Genomic DNA, 23,215 nt, shown 5'->3' with positions numbered 1-23,215 from the left:
CTGAATAACTGATTAACTGAATAACTGAGAGGCCGATAATCGAAGTGCAAAATTGAATGCAAACATTCAGTTATTCAGTCATTCAGTTACTCAGTTATTATTAAGAGAACAAGTATTCCACATCTGCTTTCGTCAAATTCTTCACGAAGCCTTCATCATCGGAGATGAGGTCTTTCGCGAGCGAACGCTTGCGGTCCTGCAGTTGCAAAATTTTATCTTCAATCGTGTCCTTACAAATCATGCGATAAGCGAAAATGCTTTTTGTTTGCCCGATACGGTGTGTACGGTCAATCGCCTGTTGTTCAACGGCAGGGTTCCACCATGGATCAACAATGTACACGTAGTCCGCTGCAGTCAAGTTCAAACCGACACCACCGGCTTTTAGTGAAATCAGGAACACGCGACATTCATCATTCTTTTGGAAGTTCTGAATGGCTCTTTCTCTTTCTATGGCAGAAGTACTACCATCGAAGTATTCAAACTTAACGCCTTGTTCTTTTAATTTCTCACGTATCAAACCAAGCATGCCAAGGAATTGCGAGAACACCAATGCTTTGTGATCGCTGATGTTTTCCGTGATCTCTCTTGTCAGCTCATCCAGCTTGATAGAGACATTCGGGAATTTTTCTTCTTCATTCAAAATAGCCGGCGAATCACAGATCTGGCGCAACTTCATCAAGCCCTGCAAGATGGTAAGTTGCGATTTTTGAATACCCTGCGATTCGATGGTTCCCAAAATCTTATCACGGAAATCATTCCTGTATGCATCGTAAATGCTGCGTTGCTCTTCTTCCATTTCGCAGAACAAAATCGTTTCCACTTTTTCCGGAAGGTCTTTCGCCACCTGCTCTTTTGTTCTTCTTAAAATGAATGGGAAAAGTAGTTTGCGCAAGTGATCCTTTCTATCGGCTTCACCAAACTTGTCAATAGGAATGGCAAATTCCTGGCGGAAAAATTCCATGCTTCCGAGCATGCCCGGGTTCAGGAAGTTCATTTGTGCAAATATGTCGAATGTATTGTTTTGCAAAGGCGTACCGCTCATACACAGGCGGTGTTTCGCTTTCAATACGCAAGCTGCTTTTGTTACTTTACTTGCAGGGTTTTTAATCGCCTGCGATTCATCCAGCACAACGTAGTCGAAGTTGATTTCAGCGAGCATTTTAATATCGCTTCTCAATGTGCCATATGTGGTTATGATCACATTGCTTTTCTTCAACGTTTCTTTGTCTCGTGTTCTGTCGCCGCCATGATGGATATAACTTGTAAGCGTTGGTGTAAATTTCCTGATCTCGTTTTCCCAGTTGAACATTAGTGTTGTCGGGCAAACGACAAGGGCAATTAAAGGGCCGTGCTCGTCGTTAAAATGCTGCAGATAAGACAATGCCTGGATGGTTTTACCAAGACCCATGTCATCCGCCAAAATACCGCCCCAATTCACTTCTGTTAAATAGTTCAACCATTGGAAACCGAATGCCTGGTACGGACGCAATATCTTTTGAAGATGCGCCGGTGGCTCTACTTCGTTAATACTTTTGAAGCCACGCAAGCGTTCATATTTTTCTTCAAGTTGTACGAACAATTCTTCCTCATTTCTTTCCGCATACAACTCGTCGATAACACCGGCGTGATATTTTGAAAGCTTCAATTCGTTTTGTTTTCCCTCACCCACGCGGAAAAGCAATGAATATTTCTTAATCCATTCTTCAGGCAAAATTCCGAGCGTTCCGTCGTTCAGCTGAACGAATTGTTGTTTGTTTGCCAGCGCCTTCTTCACTTCAGAAATGGTTACTTTCTGATCTCCGAAAATGATGTCCACTTTCGCATCGAACCAATCTGTATTGCTGCTGATGTAAATTTTCGTTTGCGGTTTCGCTGTATTAAAGCGGAAATTTTTCAACGCATCAAATCCATACACTGGCACCTTCATATCACGCATAGCATCCACAAAAAGGAAGAACCAGTTGTTGCGCAATACATCTGCACCTTTCAATACAAGATTGTGTGTGCCTTCTGGTTTTATAAAGTTGGAATGAAGTGCTTCAATTTTACTGATAAATTGTTGCTCTGTCGGCTTATCACGATGAACGATCAATACACGTTCTCCATCAGGGACAATCAATTCGTCTTTATCGCCTGCTTTTACTTCAAACCCTTTGTATGAGAATACAGGTTGGAAAACAAGGTAATCGCCTTTTTCCACCAGCATTACTCTTTTCTCAGGTTCGCCGTCTTTTATGGCTGTAACCAAAGTATTTTCAAACTCTACATGATAATTCTTCGTCAGCGGAATAATCATCGAGCGGAGCTTCTCCGGCCATTCACTTTTTGGAATGGTAATGCTTCCTTTTTTGAAGAAGGGTTCAATCCTGCTGATGTCTTCTGCGTCTCTCCAGAGGTATAAATTCTCCTGATAGAAGAAAAGAATATTTCCTGAAAGCTGATTGTCCGCAAGACTCAACTCTTGTCCGCTAAGGTTTACCCAACAACTTACTTCGTATTGGTTCTTCTTATTGGTCGCAACCTTGAAATAAGGTACAATCGGTTCTGCAACGATACCAATTGTTTTAAGATTGTCTGTGCGGAAAGCTTTGTGGCTATTAAGATAAAATGTAAACGGATTGCCGGAAATTTCTCCGAAAAGTTTCCTGAGTTTTGGGTGAAGATATTCTACCATCAGGCTCTTTGTTTCTTCAGGTAGTTCGTCTGTTTCGTGATGAACAATGTTTTCCCAAATACCGCTGAAAGGAGAATTTCTGTTGAGATATTTTGTGATCTCGGATTCCTGCATTTTGCGAAGCGCAGGAACGAGTTGTTTATCATCGTCGCTTAATACATCCACGTTGATAAACTTAGAGAGATCGAGCTTTTCTATTTTTCCCAGGAATGCCTGTCGCTCTTCATTTGCTTCGCCCTGCACAGCTTCTACTAAAAAGCCTGGGTATGACTCGTGATTAAAATTGAAAACAACGCCGATTCTTTGAGAAGCAGTCAATACAGTTACTTCCTCCTCTGCCTCCTGCTCTGCGACTACTTCAACAGGTTTCGGTTTAACAGCAGTTGTTAGCGGATTAATGCGTTTAATGCTTATATCCAGCACACGAAGGAAAGGTTTTCCTTCCTTGTAGCTAAACTCAAATTTGCCTTTGAGATCGTCACTGAGTGAATAACCGTATGCTTCGAGTAATTTGTTTTTTTCTTTATCCCAATTGCGAATGGTATCAAAATAATAAGGACCGTGAGCGTTGAGCAATTGCAGGAAAACTATCACTTTGGGGAGAGATAAAGGATGTGCTTCATCTACATAGTCGCTGCTGGTATCAAAGTTGCGTTCTTCATTTTTGCGAATAACAACATTGTATACTTTGCCATCAAGGTCCACTTTTGCTTTTACCAGTTCATCTTTTGCTTGTTCAATGGAAGCTTTATTTGTACGCAAATATTGTTCAGCATCTGTAAGCGTTTGCGGTGAGCAAAGCAAACGAATCGTTTTAAGATCGATCGTTTTCATTTTCACTACCGTGTGTCGCTGGTCATACACCACTTCTTCCATTTTCAGCATGTTCCTATCCAGCAGCTCCTGCAACTGAATCAGCGCAGCAGCTTCGTGCCGACAAATATCTCCCAAATTGTAAGGACAGGTGCAACGAAGAGAAAGTGTTTTGGGGTCCTTAAACTTCTGAATATGGACTTTATAATAAGTGCTGTAACTGTCGTCTTTAACCCTAAAAACTACAGAGCCCAGCAACTCATCATATTCTATCAGCTCCACATATCCGATAGCATGAATCTTCTTACCCCTCCTGATCACTTCATCAGTACCATTGGTATAAACGTATTTAATAAGATGCGGTAGCGCCATAGTAACTATTAAAATCGGCGAGGAGTGTTCATAGCCGGAAATTTAGTTTCTGCACACTCTCAGGACCGAAAAGGTTAATCTGCAAAAGTAAAGCAAAGTATTGCAGATTTCAATATGTTTCAGGGACGTTTTGAAAATTAATTTATTATAACCAGCCTATAAAAAAACAGTCAGGACTGCTGAATCCTGACTGCTCGTTTACTAAATGTAATGATTAAAGTATGCTGTATTGCGTGTAAATATCTGACTATTTAAGTTTGCGATTTTGCACTGGAACCGGAATCAATACGGGTCTTTTCTTGAAAATCCAATTTAGTATCAGTGAAAGTTTCGATTGTAATTGCTTCATGATGTCTGATTTATTGTATTTACGATGCAAATTTCCGATCTATTTGTTTAAAGGTCAATATCCAAATGGCTTGATTAACACATAACATTGTTAATAAAAATCATATATTAATCTCTTGCAGGCAATCAGTAAGCTAATACGCTCACAATGTGATCTTTTTGTTAACTACAACGTGAATATCTCGTATTAATTGTAAGTTATCAAAATTAGTTTTAAAATGAACTGTTAATTAATTTGAAAATTTGAAGATGTGATAATTTGAAAATTCATTATGTGCAGCAGTCAAATTATTCTCATCTCGCAGGCTGTTTAAATAGTTATCAGGACATTACCCGAGAAACCCAATTTTCAAATTTTCAAATTGCCACATTTTCAAATTAACTTTGGTGTTCAATCACCAAACAATGCAGTTATCCGAACTATATGCGAAAGCGCTGAATTTTGAATTTTTAAGCGTGGAAGAAGGTGTATTTCTGTTTGAGAACGCACCGTTGACAGACTTAATGCACATTGCGAATACTTTGAGGGAAAAGCAAGTGCCTCATGGCAAAGTTACCTGGATCATTGACCGCAACATGAACACGACAAATGTGTGTGTGGCGAACTGTAAATTCTGTAACTTCTACCGCATCCCAGGCCATGCAGATGCTTACATCACAGACATCGAAACGTACAAACGTAAAATAGACGAAACTTTTAAATACGGCGGTGAGCAATTGCTTTTGCAAGGTGGTCACCACCCGGAACTGGGTTTGGAATATTATGTTGCCCTGTTCAAACAATTGAAACAGCTATATCCAAATCTTAAACTGCACACACTGGGGCCGCCCGAAGTGGCGCACATTTGTAAAGTATCAAAAGTTAGCCATCGTGAAGCCTTGATCGCTTTGAAAGAGGCGGGTATGGACTCGATGCCGGGACCGGGCGCAGAGATACTTGTTGACCGTGTTCGAAGACTAATTTCCAAAGGAAAATGTGGTTCACAGGAATGGCTCGACATTATGCATGAAGCCCACAAAATAGGACTTACCACTACTGCAACAATGATGTTTGGCCACGTGGAAACATTAACTGAACGTTTTGAGCACCTGGTGAAAATCCGCGAAGTACAGTCCCGCAAACCTGCGGACGCAAAAGGTTTCATCGCTTTCATTCCGTGGACGTTTCAGGATGTAGACACATTGCTGACTCGCATTCGTGGTGTACACAACCTTACTACTCCGGAAGAATATATTCGCATGATTGCGCTTAGCCGCATCATGTTGCCGAACGTTAAGAACATTCAGGCAAGCTGGTTGACGGTGGGTAAAGAAGTGGCGCAAATTTGCTTACAGGCTGGCGCTAACGACTGGGGAAGTATCATGATCGAAGAGAACGTAGTGAGTGCAGCCGGTGCCCCTCACCGTTTTACAAGCAAAAGCATACAGGCTGCCATTCGCGAAGCAGGCTTCGAACCGCAATTGCGCAATCAGCAATATGAGTTCAGGCAAATGCCACAGGTGATGGTAGAACAAGTGATCAACTATTAATTAGAGGTTCCGCGTTGCTCAACCTAATTTCACCATTAAGGCACTAAGGGCACTAAGCCTCACTAAGGGTTGTTTTAATTTTTCAGACTCTCTTAGTGAAACTTAGTGCCCTTAGTGTCTTAGTGGTAAATATTTGCGACAAGAACATTCTCTAATTCCTAACTCCCAATTTCTAATTCCTGCTAAATCCATCTCCTCACTCTCTTCCTATACTCCGCATACTCTTCTCCAAAATCTCTCTTTAATCGCGGCTCTTCGAAGTAGATAACGAAAAGAGTAAACGCAGAAAAAACAATCCCAGAATACATCAATAGTCGAAACGATGCAAAGAAGATCGCTTCGCCAATTAATATCAGCATTACACCTACATACATCGGGTTTCTCGTGTATTTGTACAAACCCCTTATTACTAGCTTTTTCGTAGGATCTGCAGGGGATAAAGTACCTTTCCCATCAATTGCGAAACGGGTGATGCAATGAAGGGTTATAAATAATCCAATGGCAAAAATGAGTATGCCTAAAAAATGAAACCATGCGAATGGCAAAGAAAGTATCTCACTTATTTTGTCACGGATAATAAAGTACGGCACAAGCCCGGCAACAACTCCCGGCTGCAATATGGTGAAGAATAAATTGCGAAGGAACAAAGAAGTCATACTCTAAATTTACTATGAAGCCACCGGCTATGCAAGGCCACCAATATTCTGCGCTGAACTTGCTTTTAACCACAGAGGAAAGGAGTTTTTTTCACCGAGGGAACGGAGGGGTAGCTTCAAAAATAAATGAACCATCCGAGGAGTAATGGGAAAAAAGGAGAGCCTCACCAATCTCCTTTTTCTCTGTGAAAGAAACTCCTTTCCTCTGTGGTTAAAAAAAAGCCGGACCCTTTAAGTCCGGCTTTGCGATTAAAACATTGGAGGCCCACCTCCGTCACCTGGCGGCGGTCCGGCACCTCCCGGAGGTGGTCCCACACGCATCGAAGGTGGTCTTTGTTCGTTGTATTGATTTTCAGGAATGGTTGTTCCTTTTGTTTTAAAGTTGCGCAATGTGTAAGTGAACGTTAGCATAAAGTAACGTTGCAACACATTTGTTTTCACGTCCTGGTAATAGGAAGGATCAACAGTTCGCGTGATGCTTTGATTTTGCTTCAATATGTCATACACACTCAGACGCAGATCTCCGCGATTGTCTTTCAGGAATTTTTTACCCACTGCCATGTTCCATAGGAAATAGTTGGGGTTACCAGATATCCCGTTGTAGTATGTGTGAGTGACGTCTGTATTGTAAACGAAATTTTTACCAAAGATCCAGTTGAAACGTAGGCTTGTGGCCTGACTAAAGTAGTTGTTGTTTGCATAGGATTGGGCAGTGTTTTTAGTTATGTTATAACTTGAACTCGATGAAATGGTGAAGTCCACCTTTTCACTAATGTTACTAGCCAATACTATCCCAACAGAATAGTTCTGTGTTTTTGCTGTATTCTCCTGTGAGTTTACCAAGCCCGGAGCATTTGTATAACCGGCAGTTGCGTTCAGGTTAAGATTTGATTTCAGGAAACCAACAGGAAAACCAAACGTAACAAATGCTCTTGAATTCCAGTATCCATTGATGTTTACAGGGTATATGAATTGTGAACCTTTATGCAGCGTATCGCCTGTAAGTAAAACAGAATCTTTAACAGCAGTGATAGTATTGTTCGTAATGTAGTTATCACTGAACGATCCGTTGATGAATGCAAACATGGACGTTCCCTTCTGTGTATTCGACTTGTTATAGCGAATGTTCAACGTTTGCTGATACGTTTGTTTCAGATTTGGATTACCGGTTGATAATTGCAAAGGATTTGTTTTATCCAGCACATCCTGCAATTGAGCAATAGAAGGATTGTTTGTGTTGGTGCGGTAGTTAATCCTTAAATTCTCGTGTTGCGATATTCTGTATTGAAACAATGCCATTGGCAAAATGCTGTTGAAGCCTTTTTGCAAAGAGAATGGCTTTGGGAAAAACTGATCGTTGTTCAGGTCTGCCCATTGGAACGCACCGCGCACCATCAGGTTGATTTTCTGTTTTTGATAATTATATCCGAGACCCGCCTGTTGCGTGATGTAATCGCTTTTGAACTTGTTTGTTTGCGTGGTATCTAATTGAGAATATTCTTTCTGATTGGCATTATACAGATACGTTTCTTTATCCGATTTACTTTGCTGGTCCGTCCACTGATAACTTGCCATTAACTGGCTGTTCTTTCCAATCGGCTCGGTGTAAGTTCCGTTCACGGCCATCGTCCAGCCATCTGAATTAGATTTAGAAATCTGATTGGTTAATGTTGTGTCAGACGGTGCGCCAAATGCATCGTAGTAATCTGTTTCTGCCAACAATTTTCCGTTGCCATCATTCTTTGTAAATCCGTTGTTGATGTTCAAAGAAAATGTTCTTCCTTTCTTTTTGAAACTATGACGGAACAAAATGTTATTGCTGAAATTATATCCGTTCAAATCAGAGTTTGCAATATTGGTGGATCTGTTTATTGGCAACCCATCAGGAACTGTATTTGTGTTTCCATTCGTAATAGAACTTCCATCGTTTATCTGGTAGCTCAAGCGCGGACGAATTTGCAATGAGTTAAACGAGTCTATTTTGTATTCAAACAAAAAGTTGAAGCGGTGATTCACGTTCATGGTTTTACTCGCCAGGTCTTCGAGGTAATGCGTCCTGCCGCTATCTTTCAAAAGGTTTGTCCTGTCTGTATTTTGAACGAGATCATTGTCGCTTCTGTTGAAGAAATAACTTCCGCTAACATTTATTTTTTTGCCCCAGTTGTCTGTGTAGTTGATACCAAATGCATTTGTTTTGGAAATACCACTTTGTTGGCCCACCTGGAAGTTGCCGATATTGTTATTGCTTCCTCCTGCGCCTCTTCCGCCACCACGGCCACCGCCAAACCCGCCACCACCGCGGCCGCTACCACCGGTTACACCTAGCAGGTCCTCTGTGCTGAAGTTCTGTTGATTGATATTGTTTGACTGGCCAATGATCGATATACGACTATCGCCATTGAAAATATTAATGTTGCCGCCTGCCGTGTAGTGATTGTCTGTTCCATACCCACCAAACACTTTACCAAACTGCCCTGCACGGCGATTTGATTTTGTAACAATATTCAATGTCTTATATTGATTCCCATCGTCGAATCCTGTAAACTGTGCCTGGTCACTTTTTTGATCATACACTTGAATTTTGTCGATGATCTCCGCAGGAAGATTTCTCAATGCAGAAGTCGCATCGTCACCAAAGAATGGTTTACCATCCACTAATACTTTTTGTACATTTTCTCCTTGTGCCTGCACTTGTCCGTTTTGCACAGTGATGGTTGGCATTTTTTGGATGAGATCTTCCGCAGTCGCATCAGGATTCACTTTGAAAGCTTTCGAGTTAAATTCTGTTGTATCATTCTTTTGTTGTGATGGCGGTGTTTTCGCTGTTACAACAACTTCTGATAATGATTTCGCTTCACGCAATACAGTGATATCACCGAAGTCGATATCAGCATTTGTGACCTCAATATTTTTTTGAAAGTTCTTGTAGTTGATACGGGATATTTTCAGAATATATTTTCCTGGTTCTACATTCTGAATTAAAAATGATCCTTTGTTGTCGGTAACAGCACCACGTTTTACGGCAGTGCCCTGGGTGAGTTCTACGTTCGCGTTGGGGACAGCTTTCTTAGCAGTATCTTCTACAATTTTCCCTTTCACAGTAAAGCTTTGGGCATTTGTGACAATTGCAGCGAATACAGCGAAAACCAATAATAAGATTCGTTTCATAATTTCTTGTCTTAAGAACTGAATAACTGAGTAACTGAATAACTGAATGGCCTATATGGGGAAAGACATTTACAATTCAACCACTCAGTTATTCAGTTACTCAGTTATTCAATTACTTGTCTCACAGTTTAGACGTTCTTATTCGCCAAAACTTTCGTGCCGCGCACAAAAAAAGAGGTGCCAATTTTATTGACACCTCTTATAAAGAACCCGTCCAAATTTTTACTGTTGTGGATTGCCGCCGCCCTGGCCACCGCCACGCTGGCGCATCTGCTGCATTTGCTCCTGCACCAGATCCTGGTATTTCTTAAACTGGTCTGCAGACAAAACCGTTTTCACTTTGTCATCTCTTTCCGCACCCATTTTTTGCATCACTTCTCTTGAAGGTCTCTCTCCTCCTGCGTTACGCAAAGAGTCTTGCTTTGCAAAATACTCTGTAAAGATTTTGTCCACCTGGGTCTGCTGATCGTTTTTTAAATCCAACTTGCTGAATACGTTGTCATTCCAGCGTTTCAACCTTTGTTCAGTTGTGGGAGGCGTGCGTTGTCCTCCACCATTTTGTGCAACTGCGGCACCAGCTATTAATACTGTAAACACCAATGCCAGTGAAAGGATTTTACATTTCATAGTTTTCTTGTTAAGTTTTAAAAATGAAAAAACGTGTAAAGGATTTTTTGAAAAGGGCATTATACGGCCACCTTAAAGATGGCTCTTTATGAAAAACACTTAATTAATTATTGTTTTCTCGGACCGCGCTGCATATTGTTCATGCGGCTTATAATTGTATCTAGTTTAATCTGCTGCTGAGGTGTACAAATACCGCGCACTTTTTTGAAGTGATAAAAACTTTCTTTTTCAAGCGTTGCCAACTCCGCACCAATTTGTTGAGTATATTGATTAACCAGCACTGAATCGTTATTTGCATTAGACGTGAAATACAGAGAATCTTTCAGCACTTTTATACGTGAAAATATCGCCTGCTGTTTATCTGAAAATATTTTGTGTAACGAATCGTGTTGTATTTTTTGTTGAGCGTTAAGTTCAAGTTCTTTTTCAATAAAATCCCTTCCTCTTTTAGGAGGCGCAGGTTTCTTTTTATCTCCTATGTAAAGGTAGGCCAGGGTGGCGGCGTTGATAAGCAATAAAACAATAACCAACCATTTTAAAAAACCAGGTTTTGATAGTGTACTCATCGTTGTAGGACCTTTAGTTGTAGTTATAGTTATTGGAGTTTATTGTGTATTCATTCGCCAATGATGTAATGGAACCATTGTCATCATTTTGGCTGTCATCCTGCTTGAAATAAAAGAATGCAGCAATGTTCAATCCTGTAAACAAAATCATTGCGAAAGCCAGTTCCCATGAAAGTCTCAAAAACTTTCTGGTCGACACGTTTTTGTTTTGCAACCTGTTCATCACTTTAGAGTACAGGAATGGATTTGCCTCGGCACTTTGGACGCCGTCCAGGCTTTGCATTACTTCCTCTACCTTATGTTGAATATCTTCCTTTTTCATCTGTAGCAATTTAATGTTAAAAAGCTATTTTTCACTAATCATATTTGTATAATATTCCGACAAACTATCTCTCAGGTTCGTTTTCGCCCTGTGCATCAGCGACTCCACCGAAGAAAGAGACGTGTCCAGAACGGCTGCAATCTGCTGGTAGCTCAGCGCTTCCAGTTTATGCAACGTGAACGCGATCCGTTGTTTTTCCGGTAGTTCGTTAATAGCTTTGAAAAGCATTGCGGCATTTTCCCGTTGTTCTAAGACTACCCCCGGATGATGAAAGGTTGCAGGTTCTTCCGCCTCCTTTTTTTCCGAATCGAGGAACCTGAAAATCACGGCCGATCTTTTCTTCCTGTTCTTTTTCCTGATGAAATCCAGCGCTTTAGATATAGCGATCCGGTAAAGCCACGTGCTTAATTTAGAATCACCCTTAAAGCTTTGGATGCTTTCGTAGGCCTGTATAAATACTTCCTGGGTTATATCTTCCGCATCCATTTCATTCTGTACAAGGCCCAAAACTGTATTATAAAGCTTGTTTTTATAATTATTTACGAGTTCTTCGAATGATTTTTCCTCTTTTTGCTGCAAGCCCTGTATAAGTAGAATTTCCTCCAATCAATGGCCGATTTAATTATTAGACGCTGTAACAAGATAAAACTTGTGGGGGAAAAACAAAATAATTTGAAAATTTGAGGATGTGGAAATTTGAAAATGAAGACGGTAGAAAAGAAACTTTTTAGTGGATTTTTATAGACGAGCCAATCAGAACAGGCATCTTTCGATGCAGCTGTTCTGATTTAATGATAGGCTTGTCCCCCGATCAGCGGGCAACCCTAATTCTTTTTATATCGTAGAATGAGTTCCTTGTCTTTAAGGATCAAACTATCCTGCGTGTGTGCCACAATTAGATAGCTCGTTGTGTCTATGCCCTCGGTGCGGTTGCCGATGCTTTTGGAAACCAGTGTCAGCGTATCCGGTTTTAGCCACCATTTGGTATACAAAAGAGTAGCACTGTTGATTGATTTTGCAGAACTGTCGGGCAAGAGTTCAAATCCCTGTGTTTCCTTTTCCATGCCTGGTATGGGCTCTGTCCAACGTCCAATAATTTGTGGCTTATCCGGCGTTACCGAGTCCTTACCAGCGTTTGCAGTTTCTGTTTGCTGACCCGGAGCATTATTTCCTCCGCAAGAATACAGCGTTATTGCTGCTCCGATGACGCAAAAAACTTTCTTCATAAATAACATTTTTTTCATTTGAATAAAAATCAGCGTTTGTTGAGCTAAATGAAATTATACCAGCTATTCGAATACTAATGTTAAAAAAGGGTATTTCTTTAAACTGATTAGCGAGACTGCCCGGCGCATTGTTGTTTAAATTAAAAATACCTTTGTCGTCAAATTGTAGGGATATGCGAAAATACCTGTTCATATTGGCTGCATTTGGTGCTGCCTGTTCACCATCAAAACATACACAGTCTACAACTTCTTCCTCAATAGTCATCGACGGCAAATTATGGGCCTCGGTTTATCAGCAAAAAGCTGCAGAATATAAGGCGCTTTGTTTTCAGGCTTATAATATTGCACAGCTTAGACTTGACCAATCTTTACAAGCTGCAGGAAAGCCGAAAGCAGTGGTTACGGATATCGACGAAACGTTTTTGGACAACAGCCCTTATGCCGCTAAGCAATCCTTAAGTGGCAAGGACTATGATGCTGCAACATGGAGCGAGTGGACTTCTTTGGGACAGGCAGATACACTTGCCGGTGCGCTTGGCTTTTTTAAATATGCCGCTTCGCAAAATGTAGAGGTTTTTTATATCACCAATCGTGATGAAAAGGAAAGAGCGGGCACTTTAAAGAACCTTCAGAAATTTGGTTTCCCATTTGCAGATGATGCGCATCTGGTAATGCGCCAGCCGGGAAGCAGTTCCAGCAAAGAATCGAGAAGGCAAACGCTTTTGCAATCACATGAAATTATTCTTCTCCTCGGCGATAATCTTGGCGATTTCAGTGCCTTGTTTGACAAGAAAAACCTGGATGAACGCAGCGCAAATACGGCGATAAGCGCAGGGGAATTCGGCAAACGATTTATTGTCCTGCCTAATCCATCTTACGGCGACTGGGAAAGTGCGCTTTACAACTACAATTACAAATTATCTGCCGCGCAAAAAGATTCTGTGATGAAGGCGAATGTGAAGGGATTTTAGTACAGACAAGGCACTGCCTTGTCTCCTGTATATAACGAATTTCAAAATTACAAAAGACAAGGCAGTGCCTTGTCTCTACAGAATTTATTTGTTGCTGTACACGGGCGTTTTCACGTCGTGGTAAAACAAAAACGTCCAGCCTTCGTCGTTGCCTTGTTGCCACCATTTTTGCCGAAGTTCCATACAGAGCTTTCCGTCGAAATCGTATTTGGCTACAAACTTGCTTTTCATTTGCTGAAGTTGCGGCGCTACGTCTGCTCCAAAGAACACGGTTTCTCCCCCGTCTACTATCCAGAATGCCTGGTGATATGGGCAATGCGCCCCCGTTACCTGGTATTTGATATAGCTGTCGATCACTCCATCGCCATCGAGCCACTTAACATTGGATGCCTGTTTTAAGCAGTCGAAGTCTTCGGTTAAATAAGAAGGCGAACCTTTTTCAAATGCGTATTCGAATTCTTTCTTTTGAATATAGTAGGTGGCGTTGGGAAAACTTAATTCTCTCGCATTCCCGTTGTCAATTTCACGGCTGATGCCGCCAGCATGATCTTTGTGTAAATGCGACATTAATACTTTCGTAACGTCGCCCGGATTGATGCCGGCATTTGCAAGGTTCTGATGCAATTGCAGTTTGCCGTCTTTTTCAAAACCCAAGCCTGCATCGAGCAACAATACATCTTCTGATGTAATGACAACGAACGGTTGTACTTCAACGAGCAAACTCCCTACAGCACGCTTTTGCAGATCATCGCTTTCCGTATCAAACGGTACAAAAAGCTTTGTTTTATCTATGGAAAAACTCCCCTCTGATAGTGGTATTACTTTCATTAATTAGGAATTAGGAGGGCGAATGCAATTCGCCCCTACAATTTTCAATTTTCAATTAACTCTCAACTCTCCATTCTCAACTCTCCACTAACGCAAAACCATCTGCCTGTCGGCATCAAGACGTATGAGAATGAACAATAAAATTGTAAAGGTAAGCAATGATGTTCCTCCATAGCTAATGAAGGGTAATGGAATACCAATTACAGGTGCAAGCCCAATGGTCATGCATATGTTAATGGCAATGTGGAAGAATATTACGGAGGCCACGCCGTATGCATAGGCGCGGCTAAAAACACTTCGCTGTCGTTCTGCAATGGTTACGATTCGCATCAGCAACAAAAAGTACAATCCGAGTAGTCCGAAGCTTCCCAGGAACCCAAAGCCCTCGCCAATGGTACAGAAAATAAAATCCGTTCGCTGCTCGGGAACGAAGTCGTATCTCGTTTGTGTTCCTTTCAATAAACCTTTACCAATTAATCCACCACTACCAATGGCGATTTTACTTTGCCTAACGTTATAATCTCCATCATCTTTTTTCTTTGCGCCGTTTGCCTCCAGGTCTGCAATATCTGCTGCGTTTTTCGGCACGTACTCTTTACCTATTGTATCATAGATACGTTTTACCTGGTACGGTTTAAAAACATGATCAAACATAAATGGCACGGCAAAGCGTTGTACGCCCACACACACCACCCAAATACCAATGATCAGAAACAGCAATCTTCTTTTGCGTTTGATCTGTTTTCGCATGATGTATATGCATAGCAGCGCGATGACCGTTAAAATAATCGCAAGTGTGTTCGGCTCCATGAGTAACGTTGCCACTACCAATACCGCGGCGGAGAACCCAATGATCAAAATGCCCGCTGGCAAACCTTCACGGAACATTACAAGGAAAAACGAAAAGTACACAAGTGCCAAACCGGTTTCATGTTGTGCAATAGAAATAAATCCCGGTACGAGCGCAATGGCTGCGGCAATCAATTGTGACTGAGTCTTAGAGAAATCCGTTTCTACACGTGACAAGTATTTTGCCAAGGCAAGGTTCACAAATACTTTACATAGCTCGGCTGGCTGCAACTGAAATGCGCCACCAATTCTGATGATTGATTCCGTTCCCTTAATATTTGTATGAAATGGAAATACAAGCAACAATAAAAACATGCCCGCTGCATACCACAGGTTCGCCGTGGCCGTAAAAAATTTACTGTCTGTTAGCAGAATAAAAACCGCGAGAACGCTTGCGATACCAAAGTATAATGTCTGCCTGCTATAGTCTGTTTTTAATGAAAGAAAACCCTGCAACACGTTATCTCCTTCACGAAAAGTAGCCGCGAAAATACTCATGATGCCAATGCCGGAAAGTATGATGAACAACCATACCAGCAACCAATCTACACCTTTTGATATTTCGGGATTATGCTGATTCATTGCGGCGGTTTATGGATTTTGGATGATTTGTTTTCTCTGGATCTATCATAGGATTTACTTGTGTTACCGGCAAAGCGTTGTCTTTTTTAGGTTGTGGTTTAGCTGGTGCTTTTTTTATCACAGTATCAACAACCGGAGGTTTGTAGCCGCCCTTTAGGTATTTGCGAATCACACTGCTGTCTTTTGTAAGCTGAAAGCGATAATATGCGCGAACGGAGTCCAGCTTGTACTGTTCTCTTGGCAACCATGACGGCAAAAGATTCGCGTTGGAAATGCGTTCGGCTTCCACCACTCTGTCTGCACGCAAACTGTCGTTGAGATATTTTTCAACCACCAGGTACGCCATGGGACCGGCCCACGTGGCACCAAAGCCACCATTTTCAACGATTACAGCCACCGCAATTTTTGGATTGTCTCTTGGTGCGAAGCAAACGAATACCGAGTGGTCCTTCAGTTTCGTTCTCTTGCCATCCAGCACCTTATAGTTTTCTGCTGTACCTGTTTTTGCACAAATGTCAATGCCCGGTATCTTAGGAATGCGTGCTGCAGTACCAACAATGGTTACGTCGTTCATTCCGCCAATTACCGTGTTGTATGCACTATCGGAAATGTGTGTCAACACCTCGTGTTTACTGCGATACTTGTTCAGCGTTGTGTCTTCCTGCGTTTCACCATCATATGTTTTCACGAAGTGCGGCGTGTAGTAATATCCTTTATTCGCAACAATGCAAATGGCGTTCGCGATCTGCAATGGTGTTGTCAACATCTTGTCCTGGCCAATTCCTATTGTTACCATTGTGCAGGAATTCCATGAACCTCTATACTCTTTATCGTATTGGGTTGTATCAGGAATGTTTCCGCCATCTTCACTTGGAAGGTCAACACCAGTTCTGTGGCCATATCCAAACGCATTTGCATAATTTTTCCATTTCGTCAAACCGACGCGTGAATTATGGTACTGAGGATTATCAACGATCAATCTGAAAGCGTTTGAGAAAAATGAGTTGCATGAGTGCGCAATCGCCAATCGTAAGTTCGCTGCGTGCCCGGCCCAGTGTTCTGTACATTTTACCGGTCTGTTACAACCGTAATAAGCACCCGTACATGCGATACCACTTCTCGGAGTAATTACGCCTTCGTCAAGTCCAATAAGCGCTTCAAGCGGCTTGTATGTTGATCCCGGCGGATACTGGCCCTTGATAGCTCTGTTGTATAAAGGCGAACTTGCATCCAGCAGGAGCCTGTTGGTGTTGGCTCTTTTGTCAGGCCCGGTCAATAAGTTGGGGTCAAAATCAGGACCAGAAACCATTGAAATGATGCCACCCGTTTTCGGTTCAATTGCTACAATGGCGCCAATCTTATTTTTCATCAGCTTTTCTGCAAGCTGCTGAACCTCTACATCTATGTAAGTGCGTAAATTTTTTCCGGCGATGGCAGCAGTGTCGTAAATACCATTTTCATATCTGCCCACCAATCGATTCTTGTTGTCTTTGATCATGTATTGCACACCGCGTCTTCCCATCAAAGTATTTTCATAATACTGTTCAAGGCCGTTTCTGCCCACATAGTCACCAAGTCTGTAAAATCCGTTGGAACGCTTAATGATCGAGGAGTCTGCCTCAGCAATATAACCGAGAATTTGCGCACCCGTGTTGAAAGGATAAACGCGCACCGGCCTTTCCACTAAGTCGAAGCCGGGAAACTTCCACATGTTTTCGTCAAGTTTCGCATACATGTCTGCCGGCAAAAGGTCCCTGAACACCGAAGGGCGATAGCGACCATTTTTAAATTTGGCCTCCGCCATTCGCCGGTTAAACTCTGTAGTGTCTATTTGCAAAAGCGCGCAAAGCAGCGAAGTATCTACGTTCTTTACCTGGTTGGGAGTAACTACCAGGTCAAACATGATTGTATTGTTGAGGATTGCTTTTCCTTTTCGATCGTAAATAATTCCACGGCTTGGATACACCACTTTTGCAAAGACGGCATTGTTAAATGCGAGTTGCTTGTACTTGCCTGAAAACAATTGCAAGTTCATCAACTGAGCAATGATGATGATAAATATACCTAAGAAAATTAAGCGGATTATTGTACTTCTGGACTGGTTAAACACGGACATATAACAAAGGTAAATGAAGGTTTGGTCTGTTATAACCTTAGTGCAGTTATTATTTTTCGAACCAGAGGAAGGCAAAAGTAAAAAGGCAAAAATCAAAACTTGCGAACCCCAATTTTCACCTTTCAACTTTCAATTTTCAATTACACCGTATTCGTCCTGAACTTTTCTTTCCGGTTAAAAAGCAATTCTGCTATAATGATTAACAACAGGCTCATTGCGGTGGTGGCCAGAATTTTTCCCAGGAAATAAAGGAAGTTCCCAAACTGCAACCACTCCAGCAATACCAGGTAGATATTGTGGATCAGCGTTAAAATAACCACATACGTTGCATATGGGGCCCAGCCCATACTTGTTATGGAAGGAGACGAATAGTTGGTGTCTGCCCCTTCCTGGGAAATCAAAATATTAATAAGAAACGGTCTTATATAAGCGATCAAAACACAGGCTGCTGCATGAAGACCAGGGCATTTCAGAAAGTAATCAAGTGTTAAGCCGAACAAAAATGCAACAAACATCAATGCTGCTCTCGACGTTTTGAAAGGCAGCCACAAAACGTAAAGAAAGTAAACGTAAGGCACAACGTATTCATGTAAAGGTGGCACTTTGTGCAGTACAAATACCTGAACCAGTATAAACAGGACAAACCTGATGATATTTTTAAGCGTTATACTCATTGATTTTTTTGTGCTGCCTCTTCCAAAGCTTTACGTTCATCCAGCTGTAAATTCTCCACTACATTGACGTATTGGACGCTGGAAAAGTTGGTAGCTGTTTTTAATTTTAATGTATAAAAGTTGCTGCTTGGGTCATTTACAATTTCCGCCACGGTTCCAATCATAATGTTCGGAGGGAAAATGGATGACAGATCACTCGTCAGCACTGAATCGCCTTTCGCTATAGGGGCGCTTTTAGGAATGTTCTTCAGGAAAATATATTGCGGGCTGGCACCATCCCACTCTACGCGACCTCGGTCGCCGCTCTTTTTCAATTTGGCGTCTACTTTAAACTGACGGTTCAGTACGCTCATTACTGTGGAGAAGTTGTCGCTCACGTTTACCACGCGACCCACAATTCCTTGTGGCCCTATTACGCCCATATCTGCATGAACACCTTGCTTGGCGCCTCTGTGCAGCATGAAATAATTGGTTTGTGTGGTTATAAAACTACCCACCACTTTGGCTTCGTAATATTGATACTTCTGGTATTTAAGAATGCTGTCGACTTTTATGGAATCTACGACTACCTTCTTTGTGGTGTCGTAGCTTTCATAGTTGTCCTTGAGCATCTTGCGCAATTCAAGGTTTTCATGAACGAGCGCATCATTGGTTTTCTTTAGCTGGAAATAGTATTCTACGCTATTGTATTTCTGGCTAACCCTGCCTGTGACTTCGCTTGAAAAACCGTTGAAAACGGCTTCATGATACTTGTTGAAACGAAAAAGAAAGGATAATGCAATTATCTGTAGCACCAGGAACAGTAAAAAGTTGGAGTACCTCCTAATGAACAGAAAAATATTACGCATATGAGAGCAGGAAATTAGGATTTAGAAATTAGGAATTAGATATTAGAAGCAGGCTTACGAAATTTCTAATTCCTAACTCCTAATTTCTAATTCCTAGCTATTATCTCATTACAAATGGGTAACGATCATAATGTTTCAAAGCAATACCTGTACCGCGAACCACACTCTTTAACGGATCATCTGCAATGTGTACAGGTAATTTAATTTTTTGAGCAAGTCTTTTATCAAGACCGCGCAACAAGGCACCACCGCCTGTCAGGTACAGACCACGGCGATAAATATCCGAAGCCAGCTCAGGAGGCGTGGTTTCAAGTGCTTTCAGAATCGCTTCTTCAATTTTGAAAATGGATTTATCAAGCGCTTCCGCAATTTCCTGGTAGCTTACCATAATTTGTTTTGGAATACCTGTTACAAGGTCACGACCATTAACAGGCAAATCATCTGGCGGATTTTCAAGATCTTTCATCGCGGCACCGATCTGAATTTTGATCTGCTCGGCAGTACGCTCACCAATCAGCAAGCTATGGTAGCGGCGAAGCGCTTCCATAATGTCCGCAGTAAATTCGTCACCGGCGATACGGATACTTTGGTCACAAACGATACCGGCCAAAGCGATTACGGTAATACCCGTGGTACCACCGCCTATGTCAATGATCATGTTACCAACCGGCTCTTCCACATCGATACCGATACCGAGAGCAGCAGCCATTGGCTCATGCAGCAAATACACTTCTTTTGCGCCCGCTTGTTCAGCACTGTCACGCACCGCACGTTTCTCAACCTCTGTAATGCTTGAAGGGATGCAGATCATCATTCTCCAGCTTGGTGAAAAGATCGGTTTCTTTGGATAAACCATCTTGATCATTTCACGAAGCATTAATTCTGCCGCGTTGAAGTCAGCAATTACACCATCTTTCAACGGACGAATAGTGCGGATGCTTTCATGCGTTTTTTCGTGCATCATCAGGGCCCTTTTGCCTACCGCGAGAACGTTCTTAGGGTTATTCCTGTCCAGCGCAACAATTGAAGGTTCGTTTACTACTACTTCATCGTTGTGTATGATAAGGGTATTTGCAGTACCCAGATCTATTGCAATTTCCTGTGTAAAAAAATTAAAAAGGCCCATGTTTTAAGAGTCAGAATTTTGAAAAGAATAACGCATGCAAATTTGATGCAAATAATTCGATTGGCAAAGCAAAACCGCTTTGCTTCTAATCATTTTTTATTTTAAAAGCAAAGCGGTTTGCGATTTCACCATGATTCTTTAGCAAGATAAGAAAAATGAATATATAAGGGTGCATAACATTTTCAATTTGAAAATTTGAGGATTTGAAAATTTGAAAATGCTTTCGGTGCGCCCTTTTTGAACTTGTTATTTACTCCCGGATATTTCGAGAGTCAGTTTAGACCCAGAAGTTGCACAGAAAGCATTTTCAAATTCTCATATTTTCAAATTTTCAAATAAAGCACAATCTTGAAATCCACTATCAAAAAGCAGTCTGCAGCCATAGTTACTTTATAAATCCAAGTCGCTTTTCCATCTCCGGACTTAATTCCGGAAGTTTTCTTCTCTCGATTAAAAAGCTGGTGAGTCGTGCAATTTCCTTGAAAATATAATGCTTGTCCAGCGCGGCTTTCAGGTAATCTCTACCGGAACTGCCTCCGGTTCCCAACCTTGTTCCAATAATTCTTTGCACCATGCTCATATGCCTGTATCGCCAAATGCTTAATTGCTCATCTATTTCAAGTAAGCTGTTCAATAGTTGAAAAGGCAATTGCAAAATAGGATAGCCGCGATATAGCATGATAAAAAGTGCTGCGCGATTCGCTTTTGCGGATAACGATCCGTTCTCAGTTTTTAGTGTATCGCTCTGAAGAAAAATATCGTCGAAGTAAGCAAGGTTGCCAAATTCCGCCTCTGATAAACTCTGACGATAGCATTCTCTGTAAGTTGCCCAATAGGTATGCGTTCCGTTTTTACCTTCAAGTCCTTTAAAGTTTTCCCAGTTTTCCGGTTCTTCGAAGAAAGGCATTCTTTCGAGCCAGCTGTTTACAAGCTCCAGCAATGATTTCTCGTGCTCTGCAGCTTTGATTATTTCAACTTGCTGTGGTCTTAATTGTGCGGTATAATATTCCTGCCCGTGGCGATGCTCAAACTTCAGTCCCAGCTTAGCTTCTATCGTTTTGAACTGCCAGCTTTGGAAGCCGGACGCAGGCCGCAGCATGTCTCTGAAATCAAGAAAATCCATCGGTGTCATGGTCTCCATGATGTCGATCTGATGTACCAGTACTTTTAGGATGGTTACGCAGCGGTTGAAACGGTGAACGATGGTTTGCAATTCGGGCGAATTATCGTTCATGGGCTGATGCATGATGGCTATGGCAGAATCAATTTCAAAAAGCACTTGTTTGAACCATAGCTCGTATGCCTGGTGGATCATGATGAAGAGCATTTCATCATGCGCGTGCAAACTCAGTTTGTCGCTTTCTAGTTCTTGTGCATTCAGGATTTTGTCTAGTTGCAGGTAATCGCTGTAATGCACTGCTTTGTTGGTCATGTTTAATTTATTTGTAGAGACAAGGCAATGCCTTGTCTCTTGCATATTACGAATTTCAAATTCGCCAGACAAGGCAGTGCCTTGTCTCTACGTACGATTACATAAACTCGTAGCCTATATCCTTCCTGAAATACATTCCGTCAAACTCAATATCGGCAAGGGTTTGCTTTGATTTGTTGATGGCGTCGCTTACAGAATCGCCATAAGAAGTGGCGCAGAGAACGCGGCCACCTGCAGTTACCACCTTATCATTTTGCGCAGCAGTACCGGCATGGAATACCATGGTGTCGCCAGAAACAGTTTTGCCACCCAAACCTTTTATTTCAAAACCTTTTTTGTAATCGCCGGGATAGCCACCGCTTACAGCCACCACGGTGCAGGCAACGCGGCTGTCATGGTCGATTTTAATACTGTTCAGCGTGCCATTTTGTGTAGCAATAAAAAGATCTACCAGGTCATTTTTAAGTCTTGGCATCACCACTTCCGTTTCGGGATCGCCCATGCGGCAGTTGTATTCAATTACGAAAGGCTCGTTTCCAACTTTAATCAAGCCGAAAAACACGAACCCTTTGTAAGTGATGTTATCTTTGTAAAGCCCGTCAATAGTGGGTTTTATGATGGTATCGGTTACTTTTTTCATGAAAGTAGCATCGGCAAACGGGACCGGGCTTACCGCGCCCATACCACCGGTATTTAAACCGGTATCGCCTTCGCCAATTCTTTTGTAGTCCTTTGCTTCAGGCAGTAACACATAGCTTTTGCCATCAGTTAAAGCAAACATGCTCAACTCGATTCCGTCCAAAAATGCTTCTACCACTACCTTTTTGCTGGCATCGCCAAATTTGCTTTGCTGGATCATTTGCTCAAATTCTGTCAGCGCTTCTTCATGCGATTGACAAATAAGAACGCCCTTTCCAGCGGCCAAACCGTCTGCCTTCAGCACTATAGGCAAGGAGTGATTTTTAAGATAAGTAACGCCATCCTGGTAATTATTAGCGTCAAACTCAGCGTAGGCTGCGGTTGGAATATTGTGTCTCTTCATGAAAGCTTTCGCGTAAGCCTTACTGCCTTCAAGCTTTGCACCTTCATGAGAAGGGCCAATTACAGATATAGAGGAACTATTTGTTTTAAAATAATCGTACACGCCCTTTACCAATGGGTCTTCCGGCCCTACCACTATCATTTCCACATTATTACCGTCGCAAAACTTTTTAATGGCATCAAAATCTGTTGCGGAAATGGCCACGTTGGTACCGCATTGTGCTGTACCGGCATTTCCCGGCGCTATAAACAATTTTGAGCATTTACTGCTTTGAGAAAGTTTCCACGCCAGCGCATGTTCCCTGCCGCCTGAGCCTAAAAGAAGAATGTTCATTGAGTTGAGCTATTATATTTTAAGTAAATATGAGGCTGAAAAACGGAGCAAAAGTAGAAAATATATAAACGAGGCAACTTTATTTTGATAAAATGCTGCCTGATAAAGGTCG

The 23,215-nt window shown here is 41.8% G+C and carries 18 protein-coding genes; 2 read left to right on the top strand and 16 right to left on the bottom strand.

Annotated features, from left to right (window positions below):
• Nucleotides 1–100 precede the first annotated feature (100 nt).
• Complete coding sequence (locus tag KTO63_RS12620) at nucleotides 101–3,859, bottom strand: DEAD/DEAH box helicase (protein WP_217791651.1); 3,759 nt, start codon at nucleotides 3,857–3,859, stop codon at nucleotides 101–103.
• A 753-nt stretch (nucleotides 3,860–4,612) separates the two neighbouring features.
• Here KTO63_RS12620 and mqnC point away from each other — a divergent pair.
• Nucleotides 4,613–5,737, top strand: a complete 1,125-nt coding sequence (gene mqnC / locus KTO63_RS12615; RefSeq protein WP_217791650.1) for a cyclic dehypoxanthinyl futalosine synthase — start codon at nucleotides 4,613–4,615, stop codon at nucleotides 5,735–5,737.
• Between the two features lie 182 nt (nucleotides 5,738–5,919).
• Here mqnC and KTO63_RS12610 read toward each other — a convergent pair whose 3' ends face one another.
• The 7 genes from KTO63_RS12610 to KTO63_RS12580 all read right to left on the bottom strand — a co-directional run bounded on the left by KTO63_RS12610 (nucleotide 5,920) and on the right by KTO63_RS12580 (nucleotide 12,302).
• Complete coding sequence (locus KTO63_RS12610; RefSeq protein WP_217791649.1) at nucleotides 5,920–6,393, bottom strand: methyltransferase family protein; 474 nt, start codon at nucleotides 6,391–6,393, stop codon at nucleotides 5,920–5,922.
• Nucleotides 6,394–6,642: 249 nt separating this feature from the next.
• Nucleotides 6,643–9,561, bottom strand: a complete 2,919-nt coding sequence (locus tag KTO63_RS12605; RefSeq protein WP_217791648.1) for a TonB-dependent receptor — start codon at nucleotides 9,559–9,561, stop codon at nucleotides 6,643–6,645.
• A gap of 222 nt (nucleotides 9,562–9,783) precedes the next feature.
• Complete coding sequence (locus tag KTO63_RS12600) at nucleotides 9,784–10,188, bottom strand: hypothetical protein (RefSeq protein ID WP_217791647.1); 405 nt, start codon at nucleotides 10,186–10,188, stop codon at nucleotides 9,784–9,786.
• A 107-nt stretch (nucleotides 10,189–10,295) separates the two neighbouring features.
• Entirely contained in the window at nucleotides 10,296–10,754 is a 459-nt protein-coding gene (locus KTO63_RS12595) for a hypothetical protein (RefSeq protein ID WP_217791646.1), read from the bottom strand.
• A gap of 13 nt (nucleotides 10,755–10,767) precedes the next feature.
• Nucleotides 10,768–11,076 carry a hypothetical protein gene (locus KTO63_RS12590; protein ID WP_217791645.1) on the bottom strand — a complete coding sequence of 103 codons (309 nt, stop codon included), beginning with the start codon at nucleotides 11,074–11,076 and terminating at the stop codon, nucleotides 10,768–10,770.
• A 24-nt stretch (nucleotides 11,077–11,100) separates the two neighbouring features.
• Nucleotides 11,101–11,682 carry an RNA polymerase sigma factor gene (locus KTO63_RS12585; protein ID WP_217791644.1) on the bottom strand — a complete coding sequence of 194 codons (582 nt, stop codon included), beginning with the start codon at nucleotides 11,680–11,682 and terminating at the stop codon, nucleotides 11,101–11,103.
• 218 nt (nucleotides 11,683–11,900) lie between these two features.
• Nucleotides 11,901–12,302: a lipocalin-like domain-containing protein gene (locus KTO63_RS12580; RefSeq protein WP_217791643.1), complete on the bottom strand. Its 402-nt coding sequence runs from the start codon at nucleotides 12,300–12,302 to the stop codon at nucleotides 11,901–11,903.
• Between the two features lie 173 nt (nucleotides 12,303–12,475).
• Here KTO63_RS12580 and KTO63_RS12575 point away from each other — a divergent pair, with 173 nt between their 5' ends.
• Nucleotides 12,476–13,273 (top strand): 5'-nucleotidase, lipoprotein e(P4) family, encoded by a 798-nt coding sequence (locus KTO63_RS12575; RefSeq protein ID WP_217791642.1) that lies wholly within the window; start codon nucleotides 12,476–12,478, stop codon nucleotides 13,271–13,273.
• 84 nt (nucleotides 13,274–13,357) lie between these two features.
• Here the strand turns inward: KTO63_RS12575 and KTO63_RS12570 are convergent, their stop codons facing one another.
• The 8 genes from KTO63_RS12570 to purD all read right to left on the bottom strand — a co-directional run bounded on the left by KTO63_RS12570 (nucleotide 13,358) and on the right by purD (nucleotide 23,103).
• Nucleotides 13,358–14,101: an MBL fold metallo-hydrolase gene (locus KTO63_RS12570; protein ID WP_217791641.1), complete on the bottom strand. Its 744-nt coding sequence runs from the start codon at nucleotides 14,099–14,101 to the stop codon at nucleotides 13,358–13,360.
• 87 nt (nucleotides 14,102–14,188) lie between these two features.
• Nucleotides 14,189–15,532 carry a rod shape-determining protein RodA gene (gene rodA, locus KTO63_RS12565; RefSeq protein ID WP_217791640.1) on the bottom strand — a complete coding sequence of 448 codons (1,344 nt, stop codon included), beginning with the start codon at nucleotides 15,530–15,532 and terminating at the stop codon, nucleotides 14,189–14,191.
• A complete protein-coding gene (gene mrdA / locus KTO63_RS12560) occupies nucleotides 15,519–17,648 on the bottom strand; it encodes a penicillin-binding protein 2 (protein ID WP_217791639.1) in 2,130 nt (709 codons plus the stop codon). The genes rodA and mrdA overlap by 14 nt, the downstream gene beginning before the upstream one ends.
• 140 nt (nucleotides 17,649–17,788) lie before the next feature.
• Entirely contained in the window at nucleotides 17,789–18,322 is a 534-nt protein-coding gene (locus KTO63_RS12555; RefSeq protein ID WP_217791638.1) for a rod shape-determining protein MreD, read from the bottom strand.
• Nucleotides 18,319–19,170: a rod shape-determining protein MreC gene (mreC, locus tag KTO63_RS12550; RefSeq protein WP_217791637.1), complete on the bottom strand. Its 852-nt coding sequence runs from the start codon at nucleotides 19,168–19,170 to the stop codon at nucleotides 18,319–18,321. The genes KTO63_RS12555 and mreC overlap by 4 nt, the downstream gene beginning before the upstream one ends.
• A gap of 100 nt (nucleotides 19,171–19,270) precedes the next feature.
• Nucleotides 19,271–20,296: a rod shape-determining protein gene (locus tag KTO63_RS12545; RefSeq protein WP_217791636.1), complete on the bottom strand. Its 1,026-nt coding sequence runs from the start codon at nucleotides 20,294–20,296 to the stop codon at nucleotides 19,271–19,273.
• Nucleotides 20,297–20,681: 385 nt separating this feature from the next.
• Complete coding sequence (locus KTO63_RS12540) at nucleotides 20,682–21,728, bottom strand: tryptophan 2,3-dioxygenase (RefSeq protein WP_217791635.1); 1,047 nt, start codon at nucleotides 21,726–21,728, stop codon at nucleotides 20,682–20,684.
• Nucleotides 21,729–21,825: 97 nt separating this feature from the next.
• The gene (gene purD / locus KTO63_RS12535; protein ID WP_217791634.1) at nucleotides 21,826–23,103 is read right to left on the bottom strand and encodes a phosphoribosylamine--glycine ligase; all 1,278 of its coding nucleotides are present in this window, start codon (nucleotides 23,101–23,103) and stop codon (nucleotides 21,826–21,828) included.
• Between the last annotated feature and the right edge of the window lie 112 nt (nucleotides 23,104–23,215).

The organism is Pinibacter aurantiacus (genome assembly GCF_019130065.1).
Taxonomy (GTDB): domain Bacteria; phylum Bacteroidota; class Bacteroidia; order Chitinophagales; family Chitinophagaceae; genus Pinibacter; species Pinibacter aurantiacus.
Note: the sequence above shows the minus strand (reverse complement) of the source record. Positions and strands in the feature narration are given on the sequence as shown.